The sequence below is a fragment of the Arthrobacter sp. TmtSoilC79 genome, from assembly GCF_059739405.1.
The window spans coordinates 553610-569250 of the sequence record NZ_AP046051.1 but is presented as its reverse complement, the minus strand read 5'-3'; the positions used below and the strand labels follow the sequence as shown (position 1 = coordinate 569250).

Below are 15641 nucleotides of genomic sequence, written 5' to 3'. Positions count from 1 at the left end.
CGAAGTTACAGGGGGTCGTACTGGGTCAATTATGCTCCCGGGACGTCACATTTGGTGAGGTCCCGGGCAGCCCCCGATTACGCAACATGACGGCCGGAGAACAGCACGCAAGTGCGGCCCAAGGCCGGTCGATGTTACGTTTTTCTTGAGTAATGAGTACCAGCGCAAAGCCCTGACTTGCTGGTCGGCAACCCTCTCTCCGGCGGGGTGCCTCAGGTGACTACTCGGCGTATCGACAAATTCGAACTGCAAGCGTGACTGAGGAGCACCAGCAATGCCTGAACCCACTGAAGAAAAACTCTCCTACCGCCTGATTACAGGCCCGGACAACCGTGAATTTTGTGAGCGTATCCATAGCGCACTCGCCGAGGGCTATGTGCTCCATGGCAGCCCGGCAGCAACGTTCAACGGCACCACCGTCATTGTTGCCCAAGCCATTGTCCTTCCCGCTGCGATCGCCAACGCTGACGCGGCCGTAGCCAACGCAGTGGACCAGCTTGAGAACTACGACGACGAAGAAGCATTCGAGGGCCACGCATGAGCTACGCAGGTGACCTGACCCCACAGGACGCGTGGGCCAAGCTTGAACAAGGCGCCATCCTGGTGGATGTCCGCACCGAGGGCGAATGGGCCCACATCGGCATCCCGGACACCAAAGCCACGGAGAACGATCCCCTCTTCATCCAGTGGAACCTCGCCGGCGGCATCCCCAACTCCCGCTTCATCGAGGACCTGCAGCAGCAGGCACCCGAGGACGAAGCCGTGGAGCTCGTCTTCATCTGCCGCTCCGGCCAGCGCTCCATCTCCGCCGCGATCGCCGCGACGCGAGCCGGCTTCACGGCCTACAACGTCCTTGAAGGCTTTGAAGGCGAACCGGACCGCTACGGCGAGCGCACCGTAAACGGCTGGAAAAACCGCGGCCTGCCGACGAACCTGGGGACCGAGTAAGTGACATTCAATCCCGACGCCGCCGGCTGGAGCCCTGACACCCAGGCCGTTCGCGGTGGTCTTGACCGTACCAATTTCCAGGAAACCTCCGAGCCGGTTTTCCTGAACTCCGGCTTTGTCTATGAGTCAGCCGCTGCGGCCGAACGTGCCTTCACCGGCGAGGACGAACGCTTCGTCTACTCCCGCTACGGCAACCCGTCCGTGGCCACCTTCCAGGAGCGGCTGCGGCTGCTCGAAGGAACCGAGGCATGCTTTGCGACGGCGTCCGGCATGTCCGCGGTGTTCACCGCCTTGGGTGCCTTGCTGGCTGCCGGCGACCGCGTGGTGGCCGCCCGTTCCTTGTTCGGTTCCTGCTTTGTGATCCTCAATGAGATCCTGCCCCGCTGGGGCGTGGAGACGGTATTCGTGGATGGCCCGGATCTGGACCAATGGCGTGAAGCCCTCTCGGAGCCGACCACCGCCGTCTTCTTCGAGTCACCGTCCAACCCCATGCAGGAAATCGTGGACATCGCGGCCGTCAGCGAACTGGCGCATGCCGCCGGGGCGACCGTCGTCGTCGACAACGTCTTCGCCACTCCCCTGCTGCAGCGCTGCGGTGAGCTGGGCGCGGACGTGATTGTGTACTCAGGCACCAAGCACATCGACGGCCAGGGCCGTGTTCTGGGCGGCGCGATCCTGGGGACCAAGGAGTTCATCGACGGCCCGGTCAAGCAGCTCATGCGGCACACCGGCCCGTCGCTGTCCGCGTTCAATGCCTGGGTGCTGACCAAGGGTTTGGAGACCATCGGCCTGCGGGTAAACCACAGCTCGGCATCGGCTTTGAAGATCGCAGAGTGGCTTGAGCAGCAACCCGCCATCAGCTGGGTCAAATACCCGCTGCTGAAGTCCCACCCGCAGTACGAGCTTGCCGCGAAACAGATGAAGGCCGGCGGTACGGTGCTGACGTTCGAGTTGTCGCCTTCGGCCGGACGCTCAGCCAAGGAGGCTGCGTTCGCCTTGCTCGATGGGCTGCGCGTGGTGGACATTTCCAACAACCTCGGTGACTCCAAGTCACTCATCACCCACCCGGCCACCACCACCCACCGGGCCATGGGTCCGGAGGGCCGGGCCGCGATCGGCCTCAGCGACGGCGTGGTCCGTTTGTCTGTGGGCCTGGAAGACGTGGACGACCTCATCCTGGACCTGGAGAAGGCCCTCAAGCAGGTCTGATCCTGCAGCCGGGGAAGCATCCTTCCTTCCCACCGTGCCGGAGCAGTCAACGCTGCCGGCACGGTGGCGAAGTCCACGGAAGACCGGGGAAACCTGCGGACCTAGGGCCGCCTGACCCTGGCCAGCGTCGGCGCGGGCTCCTTGTGCGCGTCGGCAGAGGTTCCGCGGACCGTCACCTTCGCTGCATGCCCGACGACGGCGGCCAAGGCTTCCGCGGTAGGCGGACTACCCGCCTGGCTCTGACCGCCGTGCCTCCTGTTGGTAAAGCGCACCGCCGCTTCCCGCTGCTCGTGGGCGCCATTGCCCCGATCCAGCAACTCCTGGATGCCGGCCTTGACCAGTTCCAATTCGCCCTGGTCATCCAGGACCGGGCTCACATAATCCACCAACGCCCACACCACTTCCGCTGCCGGACGTGGCCGGAAATCACCGAAATCCAGAAGATCTCCGCGCAGCCCGGCATTGCTGGCCTGCCAACTTGCCATCCGCAGGAGTGCCGTGGGCACCGGGGTGGGCTCAACGCCGTCGAGCATTTCCAGGGAAGCCGTCTCCACCAAAGCCCGCACCAGCACCGCAATCAAGGCCGCGTCCTCAGCGCGGAGGCAGACGTCGGCTACCCGGACCTCCACGGTGGGATGGTTGCGGGAGATGCGGGCATCGAAGTAGATCATGCCTTCATCCAGGATCACGCCCGTATCCAGCAGCCGCTTCACAAGGCGTCGATACGCGGTAAGGGAGCCGAAAAGAGCGGAGGGTCCAGAGGTGGGCCAACGGTTCCAGGCCTGCGTGCGATAGCTGTCGAACCCCGTGGGGAGTCCCCGCCAGTAGGGCGAGTTGGCGGAGAGCGCCGTGAGCACCGCGAGTTTGTCGCGGATGTGGTCCAGTACCACCACGCCCTCCTCCGGCGACTCCACGGAGGTGTGGACGTGGAATCCGCACGTCAATTGCTCAGTGGCGGTAATACCAAAGCGGTCCAGCATGGCGGCATACCGGGGATCCGGGGTGGTGTGGGTGTTCGAATCCAGTGGAGAAGTAGCGATCGCAGCAACCTGTGCGCCGTGCCGGCGGGCCGCCTCATTGGCCATGACCCTGCCACGGCGGATCTGGTGCCGGAGTTCGGCGTAGCTGTGGCAGGGCCGGGTTTGGGTCTCGATCTGCTCGAGCTTGAGCTCGGGACTGAGCCCGGTCGCAGTGGCAGGCTGGTCGTGGGTGGCCAGCAGCGCATCGGCCAAGGCCAAGGGTTCGCCCGTCACAGGATGGACGATGAGCACCTCTTCCTCAACCCCGAACGTCCGCATGCTCCATTCTGCGTCAGGCAGCCTGCGGAGGACAGTGGCGTGGAGCCTAGTCCTGGAAGTACTCGATCTTGGCGCCGATGGTGTTCAACCGCTCTGCCAGATCCTCGTAGCCGCGCTCGATCACGTAGATGTTGCGGAGCTCGGACGTGCCACGGGCAGCAAGCATTGCCAGGAGCAAGCACGCGGCAGGACGCAGGGCCGGCGGGCAGCCGATCTCCGCGGCACGCCACTTGGTGGGGCCATTGACGTAGATCCGGTGCGGGTCAAGCAACTGCACCTGGGCGCCCAGCTTATTGAGCTCCGTCAGGTAGATGGCACGGTTTTCGTAGACCCAGTCGTGGATCATGGTCTGGCCTTCGGCGTTGCCTGCGATGACTGCGAAGAACGGCAGGTTGTCGATGTTCAGGCCGGGGAACGGCATGGGGTGGATCTTGTCCTGGGGAGCGCGGAGCTCGGATGGCTTGGTAGTAACGTCCACCAGGCGGGTCCGGCCGTTGCGTGCCATGTACTCCCCGGAGATTTCGAGGTTCTGGCCCATCTGCTCCAAGGTGGCGAGCTCGATTTCCATGAACTCGATGGGGACACGGCGGATGGTGACCTCGGAGTTGGTGACAATCCCGGCGGTGATCAGGCTCATTGCCTCGATGGGATCTTCGGAGGGGAAGTACTCGATCTCCACATCGATGGCCGAACGGCCGGTGATCTTCAGCGTGGTGGTTCCCACGCCCTGGATCTCCACGCCGAGTCCCTGCAAGTAGAAGCAGAGGTCCTGGACCATATAGTTGGGGCTCGCGTTCCGGATGACCGTGGTGCCCTCGCGGTGTGCGGCGGCCATGATGGCGTTCTCGGTCACGGTGTCGCCACGTTCGGTGAGGACGAAGGAACGGTCGTGTCCATCAGCGGGCGGCGCAGTCACGGAATAGAACCCGGACTTCGCTTCGACGTCGAGCCCGAACTGGCGCAGCGCCTGCATGTGCGGCTCCACTGTGCGGGTTCCGAGGTCGCAGCCACCGGCGTAGGGGAGCAGGTATTCGCTGGTCTCGTCCAAGAGCGGACCAAGCAGCATGATGACGCTGCGGGTACGGCGGGCAGCGTCCACATCCATGGAACCCAGGTCCAGGACGTCGGGCCTGCGGATGCGGAGGTCGCTTCCGTTGAGCCACGTGCATTCGACGCCGATGGACGTCAGGACTTCAACAATCCTGTTGACTTCCTCGATCCGGGCCAACCGGCGCAACGTGGTGGTGCCGCGGTTGATCAGGCTGGCGCACAGAAGGGCCACGCCTGCATTCTTGCTGCTGTTGACATCCACTTCTCCGGAAAGGGTCCTGCCGCCCTCAACCCGGAGGTGGGTCATCTGGGGCTTGCCCACTTTGACGATTGATCGGCCGAAGATGGCCTCGAGCCGCTCGATCATCCGAAGGCTGAGATTCTGTTTGCCTTGCTCCATCCGGGCGATTGCGCTCTGGCTGGTTCCAAGCTCGGTAGCCAACTGCCCCTGCGTCCACCCTTTTTCGCCGCGGGCGTTACGGAGCAGAAGGCCTACGTGTTCAGCGGTAGGTTGCGTCATATCCAAGAAATATCACAGGTGAGCTAGAAGTGGAGCATAAAACGCCGTTTGAGCGGCAAACGTCACACCGTACCCGGATTGTGAGATAAAGACTCGACGGCGGCCGCTCACTTCCGGCTAACGCTTTCCACCCGTCATGGCTGGGCAGAGGTCCCCATTGCGATTCGCGCGACAATACCAAAGCATGGAGGCAAAGCTCAGGGGGAAACATGCCTTTCTACGGCGCCGACGTCGACCAACTCAAAGCACTCTCAAAGGCCCTGTCCAACGGTGCCACACTGTTGACCAGCCGGGCCAGGGAGCTCGACTCGTTGATCGGGCAGGGAATGACCGGCCATGGCGGCGGGTGGCAGGGCCAGGACGCCAAGCGTTTTGCCGCGGATTGGCAAGGCCGGCTGAGGCCGCTGCTGGAACGGACAACGCGTGGACTGGAGGAAGCGTCACGGTCCGTCCTGACCAACGCGGACCAGCAATCCTCCGCTTCCACTGAAGGCGCTGGCAGCAACGGTTCAGGGAGCGATTCAGGGAGCGCCGGGGACGCCGGCAGCACCGGTTCCGACAGCAACGGCAGTTCCGGGGGTGACGCCAGCACCAAGACCGCGTCCAACCAGGACCAGCCCACCCCCCAGGAAATCTTGGACAAGTACCAGGTCAGCGATGCCAAGGTCACCAAGTGGCCCGGGGACTGGGACCCCCTGCGCTTCATTGTCGACCAAAGGGAAGTCACCGAGAAGGAAGCTGAGCTCCTCAACGGCTTGGGCCCTTTTGAGATGAACGCCTTCAAGGACATCCACGATGACGCGTTCAGCACCGCTGATGACCGCTTTCCCAGTGCAGACCGCAACGATGACCAGAATGACGCCTTCCGCCACGCCTATTGGAACGCCCTCATGGTCAAGGAGTTCGGCGCCGACTGGGCGGAGGATTACGCGACGGCCCACGAGCAGCTCCCTGGAAACCCTGCGCCCCGTGAAGCCATGGATCTGTACAACAATGAGGTGGGCCGCAATGTGGCCATCGCCAACCCGGATGCCAGTGCTGAGGAGCTTGCGGATTTGATTGAGGAAGCCGTGAACAACGGCGACACCGTGGTGGTGGGACAGGACCTGCTGCCCCACCCGTCCAACGAGGTCCCCATGGACCAGACCGGCGACGCCAACAATGCCGAGCCCGCCCCGGGCGAGGATCCGGAGTTCAACGACGAGTCCCGGACCACCTCGTGAGGACCCAACCCCCAACACAGGCACGACGCCGGCCACGGACTTCAGCAGGCCGCATCCCGGCCGCGGGCCGCGCCATCCGCGCCACCCTCGCAACCCGCGCCACGCTCGCAAGCCTGCTCACCCTCGTCCTGGCCTGCGCCCTGGCCGCCTGTTCACTAGGAGGATCCGTTATGCCCGAATCGAATGAGAAGCTCAACAGCCAGGTCCTCGAATCCGCCAAGAACGGGACGGCCCTGAAATTGGCTGACGCCACGGACTTCGAGTGGGACCAGGCCGGATTCGTGACGGAAGGGACGCCGGCCAAGGACATCGAAGCGGCCTTCGGCGAACCCCTGACCAAGGAGAACCGCTACACGGCATCCCCGGCGTTGTTCGTCTTCCTGAAGGACGGGAAGGTTGCCAAGGCAATCCGGATAGTTCCTGATGCCTTCTTCGGCGATGACGCGAAGAAGAAGTACGGGCGGGACGTGGTCCTCACGCCGCCGGAGGGGAAAAAGGGCTTCCTCAACTGGCGCGAGTAATGCTGCGAGACGGCAGAATCCCCGCGACGCCTGGACGTGATTCCTAGACGCGCCAGTACCCCAAAGCGTCGATCCGGTGCTTGTCCACGCCCAGCGTCTTGCGCAGGTGCTTCACGATTGCCCGGGTGCTGGAGGCTTCACAGGCGATCCAGAAGAAGTCCTCCTCCACGGACACGGTCCCGGCCGTGAGCGCATCGCAGACTTCCTCCACCAAGGCGGCACCGTCACGTTTGCGCGGAACCCAGGTGACGACGTCGGACTCTAACGTCCGCACCTGAAGCGAGGGGTCGGCGTCGTGCTGGTATTCAAGCCAGGCGGTGACGGGAGCCGCGCCCGCGGCGGTAAGGTTCCGTTCGTCCAGCAAGGAGTTGATGGCCGGGATGGAGGCGGGATCGCCCACCACCCAGATCCGGCGCGGGACCGGCCGCGGGAACGTGAAGGAACTGCCCTGGACCGTGGCATCGATGGTGTCGCCGGGCTGGACAGAGCGGGCCCAGTCAGCGGCAACCCCGTTGTGCAGTGCGAAGTCCATGCTGAACGTGCCGTCAGCAGGGGAAGCGTTGACCAGCGTGTAGGCGCGCTGGTGGGCCTTGCCGGCGTCGTCGAACCACAGCCGGATCCACATGGTGGGATGCAGTCCGCTCCGCTCCAGCAACCCGCCATCCCGAACGTGCACGCGGAGGAAGTCCGGGGTTATTTCGTCCTTCCCGGTGACCTCCAAGGTGAAGTCCTTGGCGCCCATGACCTTGAGGACGACGCCTTCCCAATTGCGCTTCAAGCAACACTCCTTCACGAATGTCCACGATTTGTGAACGGGGCCAAAGCCATTTATCTTGAACTTAAGTAAGCCTAACCTAAGCTCGAAAGCGGCCAGAGATTATGACGCCTGCCTTGATGCACCCTTCCGCCCCGGCAGGCGGCCCCGGCACCTACCGCGACCGGTGGGGAATCCCGCATTTGTGGGCTGATTCGGCCGACGAACTCGCCTTCCTCCAAGGCAACAACGCCGCTGCCGACCGATCGTGGCAGATCGAGCTGGAACGGTGGCGCTCAGAAGGCCGCACCGCCGAAGTCCTGGGAGCCGACGCCGTGGTCTGGGACCGGTTCGCCCGCCAAGCCAGGCTCGATGACACAGCCCGCCGCTGCTTTGGGAACCTCGACACCCGGACCCAGCGCTGGTGCGGACAGTACGTAGCCGGCATCAACCAGGCGCTGGCCGACGGGCTGCGCAACGGCCCGGAATTCGCTGCGTCCGGCAGCGCGCCGGAGCCCTGGAATCCGTGGACCCCGCTGGGTGTCTTCCTGGTACACCACGTACTTTTTTCCACGTTCCCCAACAAACTGTTCAGGGCCCACGTGGCCCGGACTCTGGGCGATGACGCCGTTGGCTTGTTCAGCATCGAAGCTCCCGTCTGGTCCGGCAGCAACGCCTGGGCTGCACACGGCTCGACAACGGCGACCGGCCTCCCGCTGGTCGCCGGCGACCCCCACCGCCTCATGGAACTTCCCGGCGTGTACCAGCAAATACGGCTCGCCTGCCCGGACTTCGACGCGATCGGCTTCGCCTTCCCAGGTGTCCCCGGCCTCCCCCATTTCGCCCACACCGGGCACACCGCCTGGGCCATCACCAACGCCATGGCCGATTACCAGGACCTTTTCGAGGAACAACTCCGCCGGGTCACGGACGCCGGCGGGGACCGCATCGAGGCGCGGGGAGCGGACGGTTGGGAAACCGCCGTCGTGAGTCTCGAAACCATCACCGTGCGCGACAGTGAGCCGGTCACCGTTGAGGTCATTGAGACCGCGCGGGGTTCGGTGATCTCCGAAGCGCCCGACGGCGACGCCCTGAGTTTGCGCTTTCCGGCCCGCGTTGAAGGGCGGCTGGGTTTCGAGGCCCTCCTTCCGTTGCTGGAGAGCCGCAGCGTCGCTGGAGTGGAAGCAGCTTTCGATGCTTGGGTTGAGCCCGTCAACAGCGTGATCGCCGCGGACACGTCCGGAGCTGTCCGGCACTTTGTTGCAGGGCTTGTCCCACAGCGCAATCCGGCAAACCGTCGCCTTCCGGCTCCGGCCTTCTCGCCCCGTCACCAGTGGGAGCAGCAGTACGTCGTCCTGCCCCGCACCGACGTGGAGCAGTTTGTCGTGAGCGCGAATGACCGTGCGGCCGGAGGGGGCGACGCCGTGGCCATGGAGTTCGCCCCTGTGCATCGGGCCGTGCGTATCCGTGAACTGCTCGATCTGGCGTCGGCGTCGGCGTCGGGGCCGTTGTCCGTGGGTGACATGCAAGCCATCCACACGGACACCCTGCTGGGACCATGGCCGCTGTTCCGTTCGTTGCTCTCCGGATTGGCTGCGGATGAAGCGTCCGGGGAGGGCGGTTTGTCCAGGGATGAGTCGTCCGCGGAGGGTTCGTCCGGGGAGGGCGGTTTGTCCACGGCGGATGGTTCATCCGGGGATGGCGGCTTGTCCACGGTGGACGGTTTGTCCGCGGAGGGTTCGTCCGGGGAGGACGATTTGTCCACGGCGGATGGTTCGTCCGGGGATGGCGGTTTGTCCGGGGAGGACGGTTTGCCCGGGGAGGGCGAATTGTCCCCCGATGCGAGGCTTCTGCGTTCGCTGTTGCTGGACTGGGACGGCCGCATGGACGCCGGGAGCCGGCATGCCGCGGTGTTTGCGGCCTGGCGGGGGCAGCTGGTCCGACGGCTGGCACGGCATTCAGCGCTGGCACCCTTGGACGCGCCCACTGGCTACTCGCCGTTGTTCGGCCCGTGGCTTTCAGTGGCCTCCCGCATCGGCTTTGCCTTGGAAACCCTCCTGGTTCGTGGTTCCGAACTTGGCATCGACGTGCAGGCGGAAGCTGCTGCAGCCCTTGAGGACGTCGGGGTGGAGGAACCCCGGGTGCTCTCCTGGGGCGACCGCCACACTCTGTTGGCCGTTCATGTCCTTCCCGGTCCCCTCGCATCAGCGGCACCCACGGCCGGGCTGGCAGGAGATACGGGCTGCGTACTCTGCACCGAGAGCCTGCCCGGTGTTGATGACCGAAGCTTCCGTGGACCTGTGGCCCGCTACGTGTGGGATTTGTCCGAGCGGCGCAACAGCCGTTGGATCGTCCCATTCGGAGCCTCCGGCACGCCTGACCACGAGCACTTTGCCGACCAGCTCCCGCTCTGGGCTGCCGGGGAACTGGCCCCGGTAGTCACCGACTGGCATGAACTCATCAAAGACTGACCCAGCCCGCTTTACTCCCGCATCAGCACCGCACCAGCCACGCATCAGCACCTCACCACCACCACACCAGCACCGCATCAGCACCTCGCCTGCACCGCATCAGCCCCGCATCAGCCCCTAAGGAAGCCATGACCACCACCACCCAGGACTTCTCCGTCCGCACCACCACCTACTCCGAGGACCTCGAAGGATGGGGCGCGCTGCGCATCGTCCCGCTGATCCCCGCCGAGGACATCGATCTCATCTTTGAGTGGGTCACGCAGCCCCGGGCAAAGTTCTGGGGAATGACGGAAAATACCCGTGAAGAAGTCCAGGGGATTTATGAGTTCCTTGATTCTTTGGACACCCACCACGCATTCCTGGCCATCCTTGATGGCGAGCCCTTGGCACTCTTCCAGACCTATGAGCCCTTGCACGACCCCGTAGGCGAGGCCTACCCCGCCCGGGAGGCCGACATCGGCATGCACCTGCTCCTGGCCCCGGCCACACGGCCCATCCCGCACTTCACGCCGAAGCTCGGGACAGCCCTCATCAAGTACATGTTCTCCCTGCCGGGCAAGGACCGGATTGTGGTGGAACCGGACTCACGCAACGCCAAAGCCCTGCGTCGTTTGGAAGCGACCTGCTTTGAGCTGGGGCCGATCATTCAGCTTGCGGAGAAGGAAGCCCAGTTGGGTTTCCTTACCCGTTCAGGATTCGATGAGATCCAGGACCAACAGGCACTGTAAGCGCCGCCGAAAAAGCGAAGTGCCGCCAGCCCCCAAAAAAGCCGGCGGCACTCTTGGTGCCCGGAGCGCCAGTGCATGAAAGCACTAGCGCCAGACGAAGCTCCACGTTCCCGCACCAACAGCTGCCAGCACGGCGCCGGCTGCGATCACCAAGCCACCCAGGAGCACCCAGACGTCCAGCAACGAGTAAGTGGATTCGCGCGCCCACGTCCGCTGGCCGCCACCGAAACCGCGCGCTTCCATGGTCACCGCCAGCCGGGATGCCCGGCGAACAGCCTGGACCAATAAACCGAAGCTCTGGCCCAGTGTTGCCTTCAGCCGCTGGAACGGGTTGCCCTGGGAACCGACTCCGCGGGCGCGGCGGGCCATTCCGATGGTTTGCCACTCCTCCGCCATCAACCCCACCAGCCTCATGGCGGCCAAGGATCCCAGGACAAAGCGGTGCGGCAACTTTGCCTTCTGCGCCAGGGCATCGGCCAGGTCAGTAGGGTCGGTGCAGGTCATCAACAAGATTGCGGGCAGGGCGATCGCCAAACCGCGCAACATGAAACCCAGCCCCAGTTCAAGGGAACCTTCGCTGATGGACCAGAGTCCGACGTCGAGCAGTACAGCGCCGCTGTCCGCCGCCACAATCGCCGTGCTCCAGCCGCCGATGGCCGCCGCGATGATCAGGGGCCATGCCCGTTGCCAGAGCAGCCTGAGCGTGAGCCCGGCAAGCGGAAATACGGCAAGTTCCGCAACCAGCGCTGCAGACGCCGAGACCCAGTCGATGGAAAGGGCCAACACCAGCGAAATCAGGAAAACGGACACGAACTTGGCCAAGGGGTTTGCACGCGTGAGGAGGGCATGGTTCCCGCGCAGATTCAGGGCATCCCTCATGCTGCACCCGCCTCCTGATGCGTGGATTCGCCTTGTTGGCTCGTGCCCAGGCGCAATTCGGTTCCACCCAGCACGGCGCTGAACTCCTGGTCATGTGTCACCGAGACAACCGCGGTTCCGGCATCCAGCAGCTCAGAAAGGAACGAGGCCAGCTCGGCCCATGTATTGGCGTCCTGGCCAAAGGTGGGCTCGTCGAGCACCAGGACTTTGGGATGCGCGGCCAGCACCGTGGCCACCGAAAGCCGTCGCTTCTCGCCCCCGGACAGTGTGTACGGGTTGGCGTCCACGAGATGGGTGAGACGCAACCGCTCCAGCAACTCATCCACGCGTTCCTCACCGTGGCCCAGATGCCTTGGACCAAACATGAGCTCGTCCAGGACCTTGCCCGTGACAAACTGGTGCTCCGGTTCCTGGAACACCGTTCCGATCCGTGAAATCAGCTGGTCCGCTTTCCACTTGAACGGATCAATTCCAGCTCCCTCGGAAAGCTCGACGGCGGCACTCACCGTGCCGTCCACCGGCGCCAAAAGGCCGGCCAACGTGAGAGCGAACGTGGACTTGCCGGCCCCGTTCGGGCCGGTGATGGTCAACGCCTGGCCAGCCCGGACCTGTGCGGTGATCCTCGTCTGCACCGGCACAGGCGGGATGGTCCTGAAACCCTTGCGCCGGGCTTTTTCCCTGGAAACTGAAAGGTCCTGCGCTGCCAGGAGCAGTTGTGCGGTTTCGGGCTGGTTGTGCCGCGTCCGGGTTGCCGGAACGTACCCCGGCACCCATACGCCGGCCGCCATCAGCATGGTGCGGGCCTCGGACAGGACCTGATCCGGGGGTCCGTCCAGGAGGACCCCGGCTGTGGCTGCGCCGGTTGCTGTTGCAGTTGATGTGCCGGACGCTGAGCCACGGATTGCCGCCGCAGCTCCGGCCGACCCTGGTGCCAGGACCACGATGCGGTCCACCAGGTCCTTCCACACGGACACGCGGTGTTCCACCACCACCATGGTGGCTCCGGTCTTGTCCAGGCAGCGCTTGACCGCGTCGCGGACCTCCAGCACCCCTGCCGGGTCCAGGTTGGCCGTGGGCTCGTCCAAAAGGATCAAACCGGGCCGCATCGCCAAAATGCCTGCCAGCGCAAGGCGCTGCTTCTGGCCACCGGAGAGTGCCGCCGTCGGGTGGTCCAACGCCAAACCGCCGCCGGCAGCGGTTCGCAACCCCACGTCGTCGAGCGCTTCATGGACACGGGACCAGATCTCCTCGCGCGGAACGGCAAGGTTTTCTGCGCCGAAGGCCACGTCATCGCCCACGCGGGAGAGGACCACCTGCGTTTCCGGGTCCTGCTGCATCAATCCGGCGCGGCCACGCTGCCCGCGGGGCGCAACGCCGTCGATCAGCAGCGAGCCGGTTTCATCCGAGTCGTCTTCCTCGTCGCCCAGGACCCCAGCAAGGGCATGCAGGAGCGTCGATTTACCGGCGCCCGAGGGCCCCAGCAACAGGACCCGCTCCCCCGGCTCAATCCGAAGATCCAGGCCCTCAATGGCGGGGGCGGCCCGGCCGGCATGCCGCCAGCCCCAGCCCTCGGCGGAGATGGCGGCCGGCCTCACCGCACCGCTGTTGGTGGCGGACATCAGTTGAAAACTGGCTCCGAAGCGGCCTTGCGGGAGGCGAACGAACTCAGCACGCCGGTCTTGGCGAGGCCGCGCGTGGCCACCCAGGAGAGTCCGCCGGCGATCACAGCGCCGGAGATCGTGGTGAACGTGATGTAGGTGAGCTTGTCGATGGCTTCGTAGGCGATGTTCCAGCCCCACGGGAGGAAGGAGTCGTTCAGGCCGCAGAAAAGGCCCGCTCCGGCACCTGCGAGGAGGGACGTAGGCAGGTTGAACTTCTTGTAGCGGAAGGCCGCGAAGATGAGCTCGGCGCCCAGGCCCTGCAGGATGCCGGAGATCAACACCGTGGTGCCGTACTGCGAACCCATGATGAGTTCGCCTGTGGCAGCGATGGCCTCGCAGAACAACGCGGCGCCAGGCTTGCGGATGATCAGCATGCCGAGCACTGCGGGGATCATCCAACCGCCGGCGATCAGGCCGGTGAGCGGCGGGTACGTTGCGTTCAGGGGGATGGATACCAGTGCAGCGCCCTGGGACCATGCCCAGAAAATCACGCCGCCCGCGATGGCGATCAAAGCCGCCACAACAATGTCTACAACACGCCAGTTATCACTGGTCTTCTTCACGTTTACCGTGGTCATTTTCTGCCTCCTGAGGTTACAGGAGGGGAAAGTGCTCCCCGGATTTACAACCGGCCTGCGCCGCCTGGATCCGGACACTCTGAGAAGCTCGACTCCCTTGCGCCGGTACTAACCGGATCAGGTTCGAGGGTCTGCGGCTGTCCGCACTCTCAGCGCCCTCGCGTCTCCCGCATCTCTGCAGGCTCCGACGGCGGCGCTCCCCTGTCGTTATCAAATCTGCCCTGATGGGCGGGTTCAGTTTACACCTGTGGGGTTTGCTGGCGCTGATGTGTTGCCGGCATGCGGTCACAATCGGGCTGGCTGGCTGGGCCGGGGGGGCGGGGCTGTGTGCGGGGGCGCGGGCGGGTTGGCGCGGGCGTGTGCGGGGGCGCGGGCGTGTGCGTTGCGAGGCCCGCTCTACACCGATCCGCAGCGCCAAACCCTGCACACCAGGCCCCACAACAAACCCCACCCACGTTGCGAGGCCCGCTCTACACCGATCCGCGGCACCAAACCCCGCACAACAGGCCCCACAACAAACCCACCCACGTTGCCAGGCCCGCTCCACAACCATCCCCCACCCCAAACCCTGCACAACAGGCCCCACAACAAACCCCACCAACATTGCCAGGCCCGCTCTACACCCATACCCCACCCCAAACCCTGCACAACAGGCCCCACAACCAACCCCACCAACGTTGCAAGGCCCGCTCCACACCCATCCCCAGCGCCAAACCCCGCACAACAGGCCCCACAACAAACCCACCCGCGTTGCGAGGCCCGCTCCACACCGATCCGCAGCGCCAAACCCTGCACAACAGGCCCCACAACAAACCCACCCGCGTTGCCAGGCCCACTCCACACCCATCCCCAGCACCAAACCCCGCACAACAGGCCCCACAACAAACCCACCCACGTTGCAAGGCCCACTCCACACCCATCACCCACCCCAAACCCCGCACAACAGGCCCCACAACGGGACCTGAGAGAATGAACCAGCAGAATCCACCGCGGCAAAGGGGCACATTTCATGACGGACCTACCCACTCAGAATCACCCTGCCGGCGAGGACACCCCGTCGGAACCCCGGCTTGCTGCCAGTGTCATCCTTCTTCGCGATGCCCCAGGTGGGCTCGAAGCCTTTGTCCAGCACAGGGTCAGCACCATGGACTTTGCCGCCGGTATGGTGGTCTTCCCGGGAGGCCGGGTGGATGTTGCGGACGAGTCAGGGTGGGATTACCCGGCGGAACTGCTTCAACGCCACGCCGCCGCTTGGCGCTCCAGCTCCATCGGAACCGGCTCAGGCCCCGGCCCCGGCCCTGAATCACGCCTCAGCCCAAGCCCCAGTCGCGGCGCCGGCACCGACGCCGGCCTCCACACCGGTTCCGCGCAGGCCGAAACCAATGCCGGCACGGTCCTGACCGCCGCAATCCGGGAGGTCCAGGAGGAGTCCGGCCTCACGATCAGTCCCGAAGACCTCCGCCCCTGGGCCAACTGGATTACTCCCACGGACATGCCCAAGCGCTTCGACACTTACTTCTACGTCGCCAAACCACATCCAGGGGCCGCGCCCCAGCATCAAACCACCGAGGCCTGGCAATCTTTGTGGATGCCGGTCGCCGGAATCCTGGACGCGGAAGCGGCCGGGACACTGAAGCTGATGCCGCCTACTTATTACCTGCTCAAGGAAATCGCCGGCTTTGAAACCGTGGACGCTGTGTGGTCAGCAGAACACGCCGTCGTTCCGGTGTTGGCCCCAGTGGGGTCGTTGGCAGCGTTCTTGAAAGAGCGGGAAAGCCGCCGCTGACACTTGGCTCGGCCA

At 64.7% G+C, this 15641-nt stretch carries 14 protein-coding genes and 2 riboswitches; of the genes, 8 read left to right on the top strand and 6 right to left on the bottom strand.

The annotated features are described in order from the left end of the window. Positions 1-148 precede the first annotated feature (148 nt). A riboswitch (SAM riboswitch) is annotated at positions 149-261 on the top strand. Positions 262-274: 13 nt separating this feature from the next. Genes AC6JA3_RS02740 through AC6JA3_RS02730 form a run of 3 tightly spaced genes read left to right on the top strand, consistent with a single transcriptional unit; the run spans position 275 to position 2157 of the window. Next, the gene (locus tag AC6JA3_RS02740) at positions 275-541 is read left to right on the top strand and encodes a DUF1737 domain-containing protein (RefSeq protein WP_026543351.1); all 267 of its coding nucleotides are present in this window, start codon (positions 275-277) and stop codon (positions 539-541) included. Continuing rightward, positions 538-948, top strand: a complete 411-nt coding sequence (locus AC6JA3_RS02735; protein ID WP_347782514.1) for a rhodanese-like domain-containing protein — start codon at positions 538-540, stop codon at positions 946-948. Before AC6JA3_RS02740 ends, AC6JA3_RS02735 begins: the two co-directional genes overlap by 4 nt. Further along, positions 949-2157, top strand: coding sequence for an O-succinylhomoserine sulfhydrylase (locus AC6JA3_RS02730; protein ID WP_026543349.1), 1209 nt, complete (start codon positions 949-951; stop codon positions 2155-2157). Between the two features lie 101 nt (positions 2158-2258). Here the strand turns inward: AC6JA3_RS02730 and AC6JA3_RS02725 are convergent, their stop codons facing one another. Together AC6JA3_RS02725 and AC6JA3_RS02720 are read right to left on the bottom strand one after the other, a co-directional pair. Then, complete coding sequence (locus AC6JA3_RS02725) at positions 2259-3455, bottom strand: glutamate--cysteine ligase 2 (protein WP_347782513.1); 1197 nt, start codon at positions 3453-3455, stop codon at positions 2259-2261. 46 nt (positions 3456-3501) lie between these two features. After that, a complete protein-coding gene (locus AC6JA3_RS02720) occupies positions 3502-5025 on the bottom strand; it encodes a UDP-N-acetylglucosamine 1-carboxyvinyltransferase (RefSeq protein ID WP_026543347.1) in 1524 nt (507 codons plus the stop codon). 209 nt (positions 5026-5234) lie between these two features. On the opposite strand from AC6JA3_RS02720, the gene AC6JA3_RS02715 reads away from it, so the two are divergent. Both AC6JA3_RS02715 and AC6JA3_RS02710 read left to right on the top strand, forming a co-directional pair. Then, complete coding sequence (locus tag AC6JA3_RS02715; protein ID WP_347782512.1) at positions 5235-6248, top strand: WXG100 family type VII secretion target; 1014 nt, start codon at positions 5235-5237, stop codon at positions 6246-6248. Continuing rightward, positions 6245-6769 carry a hypothetical protein gene (locus tag AC6JA3_RS02710; RefSeq protein ID WP_347782511.1) on the top strand — a complete coding sequence of 175 codons (525 nt, stop codon included), beginning with the start codon at positions 6245-6247 and terminating at the stop codon, positions 6767-6769. Before AC6JA3_RS02715 ends, AC6JA3_RS02710 begins: the two co-directional genes overlap by 4 nt. A 43-nt stretch (positions 6770-6812) precedes the next feature. Here the strand turns inward: AC6JA3_RS02710 and AC6JA3_RS02705 are convergent, their stop codons facing one another. Next, positions 6813-7547, bottom strand: a complete 735-nt coding sequence (locus AC6JA3_RS02705) for a siderophore-interacting protein (protein ID WP_347782510.1) — start codon at positions 7545-7547, stop codon at positions 6813-6815. Between the two features lie 101 nt (positions 7548-7648). On the opposite strand from AC6JA3_RS02705, the gene AC6JA3_RS02700 reads away from it, so the two are divergent. Continuing rightward, a complete protein-coding gene (locus AC6JA3_RS02700) occupies positions 7649-9994 on the top strand; it encodes a penicillin acylase family protein (RefSeq protein ID WP_347782509.1) in 2346 nt (781 codons plus the stop codon). A gap of 128 nt (positions 9995-10122) precedes the next feature. Then, the gene (locus AC6JA3_RS02695; protein ID WP_026543343.1) at positions 10123-10722 is read left to right on the top strand and encodes a GNAT family N-acetyltransferase; all 600 of its coding nucleotides are present in this window, start codon (positions 10123-10125) and stop codon (positions 10720-10722) included. A gap of 84 nt (positions 10723-10806) precedes the next feature. Here the strand turns inward: AC6JA3_RS02695 and AC6JA3_RS02690 are convergent, their stop codons facing one another. From AC6JA3_RS02690 to AC6JA3_RS02680, 3 genes are read right to left on the bottom strand one after another with little or no spacing between them, the layout of a single operon-like run. Further along, complete coding sequence (locus AC6JA3_RS02690) at positions 10807-11601, bottom strand: energy-coupling factor transporter transmembrane component T family protein (RefSeq protein WP_026543342.1); 795 nt, start codon at positions 11599-11601, stop codon at positions 10807-10809. Then, entirely contained in the window at positions 11598-13220 is a 1623-nt protein-coding gene (locus AC6JA3_RS02685) for an ABC transporter ATP-binding protein (RefSeq protein WP_347782508.1), read from the bottom strand. The genes AC6JA3_RS02690 and AC6JA3_RS02685 overlap by 4 nt, the downstream gene beginning before the upstream one ends. After that, positions 13220-13840, bottom strand: coding sequence for an ECF transporter S component (locus AC6JA3_RS02680; RefSeq protein WP_347782507.1), 621 nt, complete (start codon positions 13838-13840; stop codon positions 13220-13222). Before AC6JA3_RS02680 ends, AC6JA3_RS02685 begins: the two co-directional genes overlap by 1 nt. Before the next feature lie 76 nt (positions 13841-13916). Next, a riboswitch (TPP riboswitch) is annotated at positions 13917-14053 on the bottom strand. Between the two features lie 796 nt (positions 14054-14849). Between AC6JA3_RS02680 and AC6JA3_RS02675 the strand changes: the two genes are divergently transcribed. Continuing rightward, the gene (locus AC6JA3_RS02675; RefSeq protein ID WP_347782506.1) at positions 14850-15626 is read left to right on the top strand and encodes an NUDIX hydrolase; all 777 of its coding nucleotides are present in this window, start codon (positions 14850-14852) and stop codon (positions 15624-15626) included. Positions 15627-15641 lie beyond the last annotated feature (15 nt).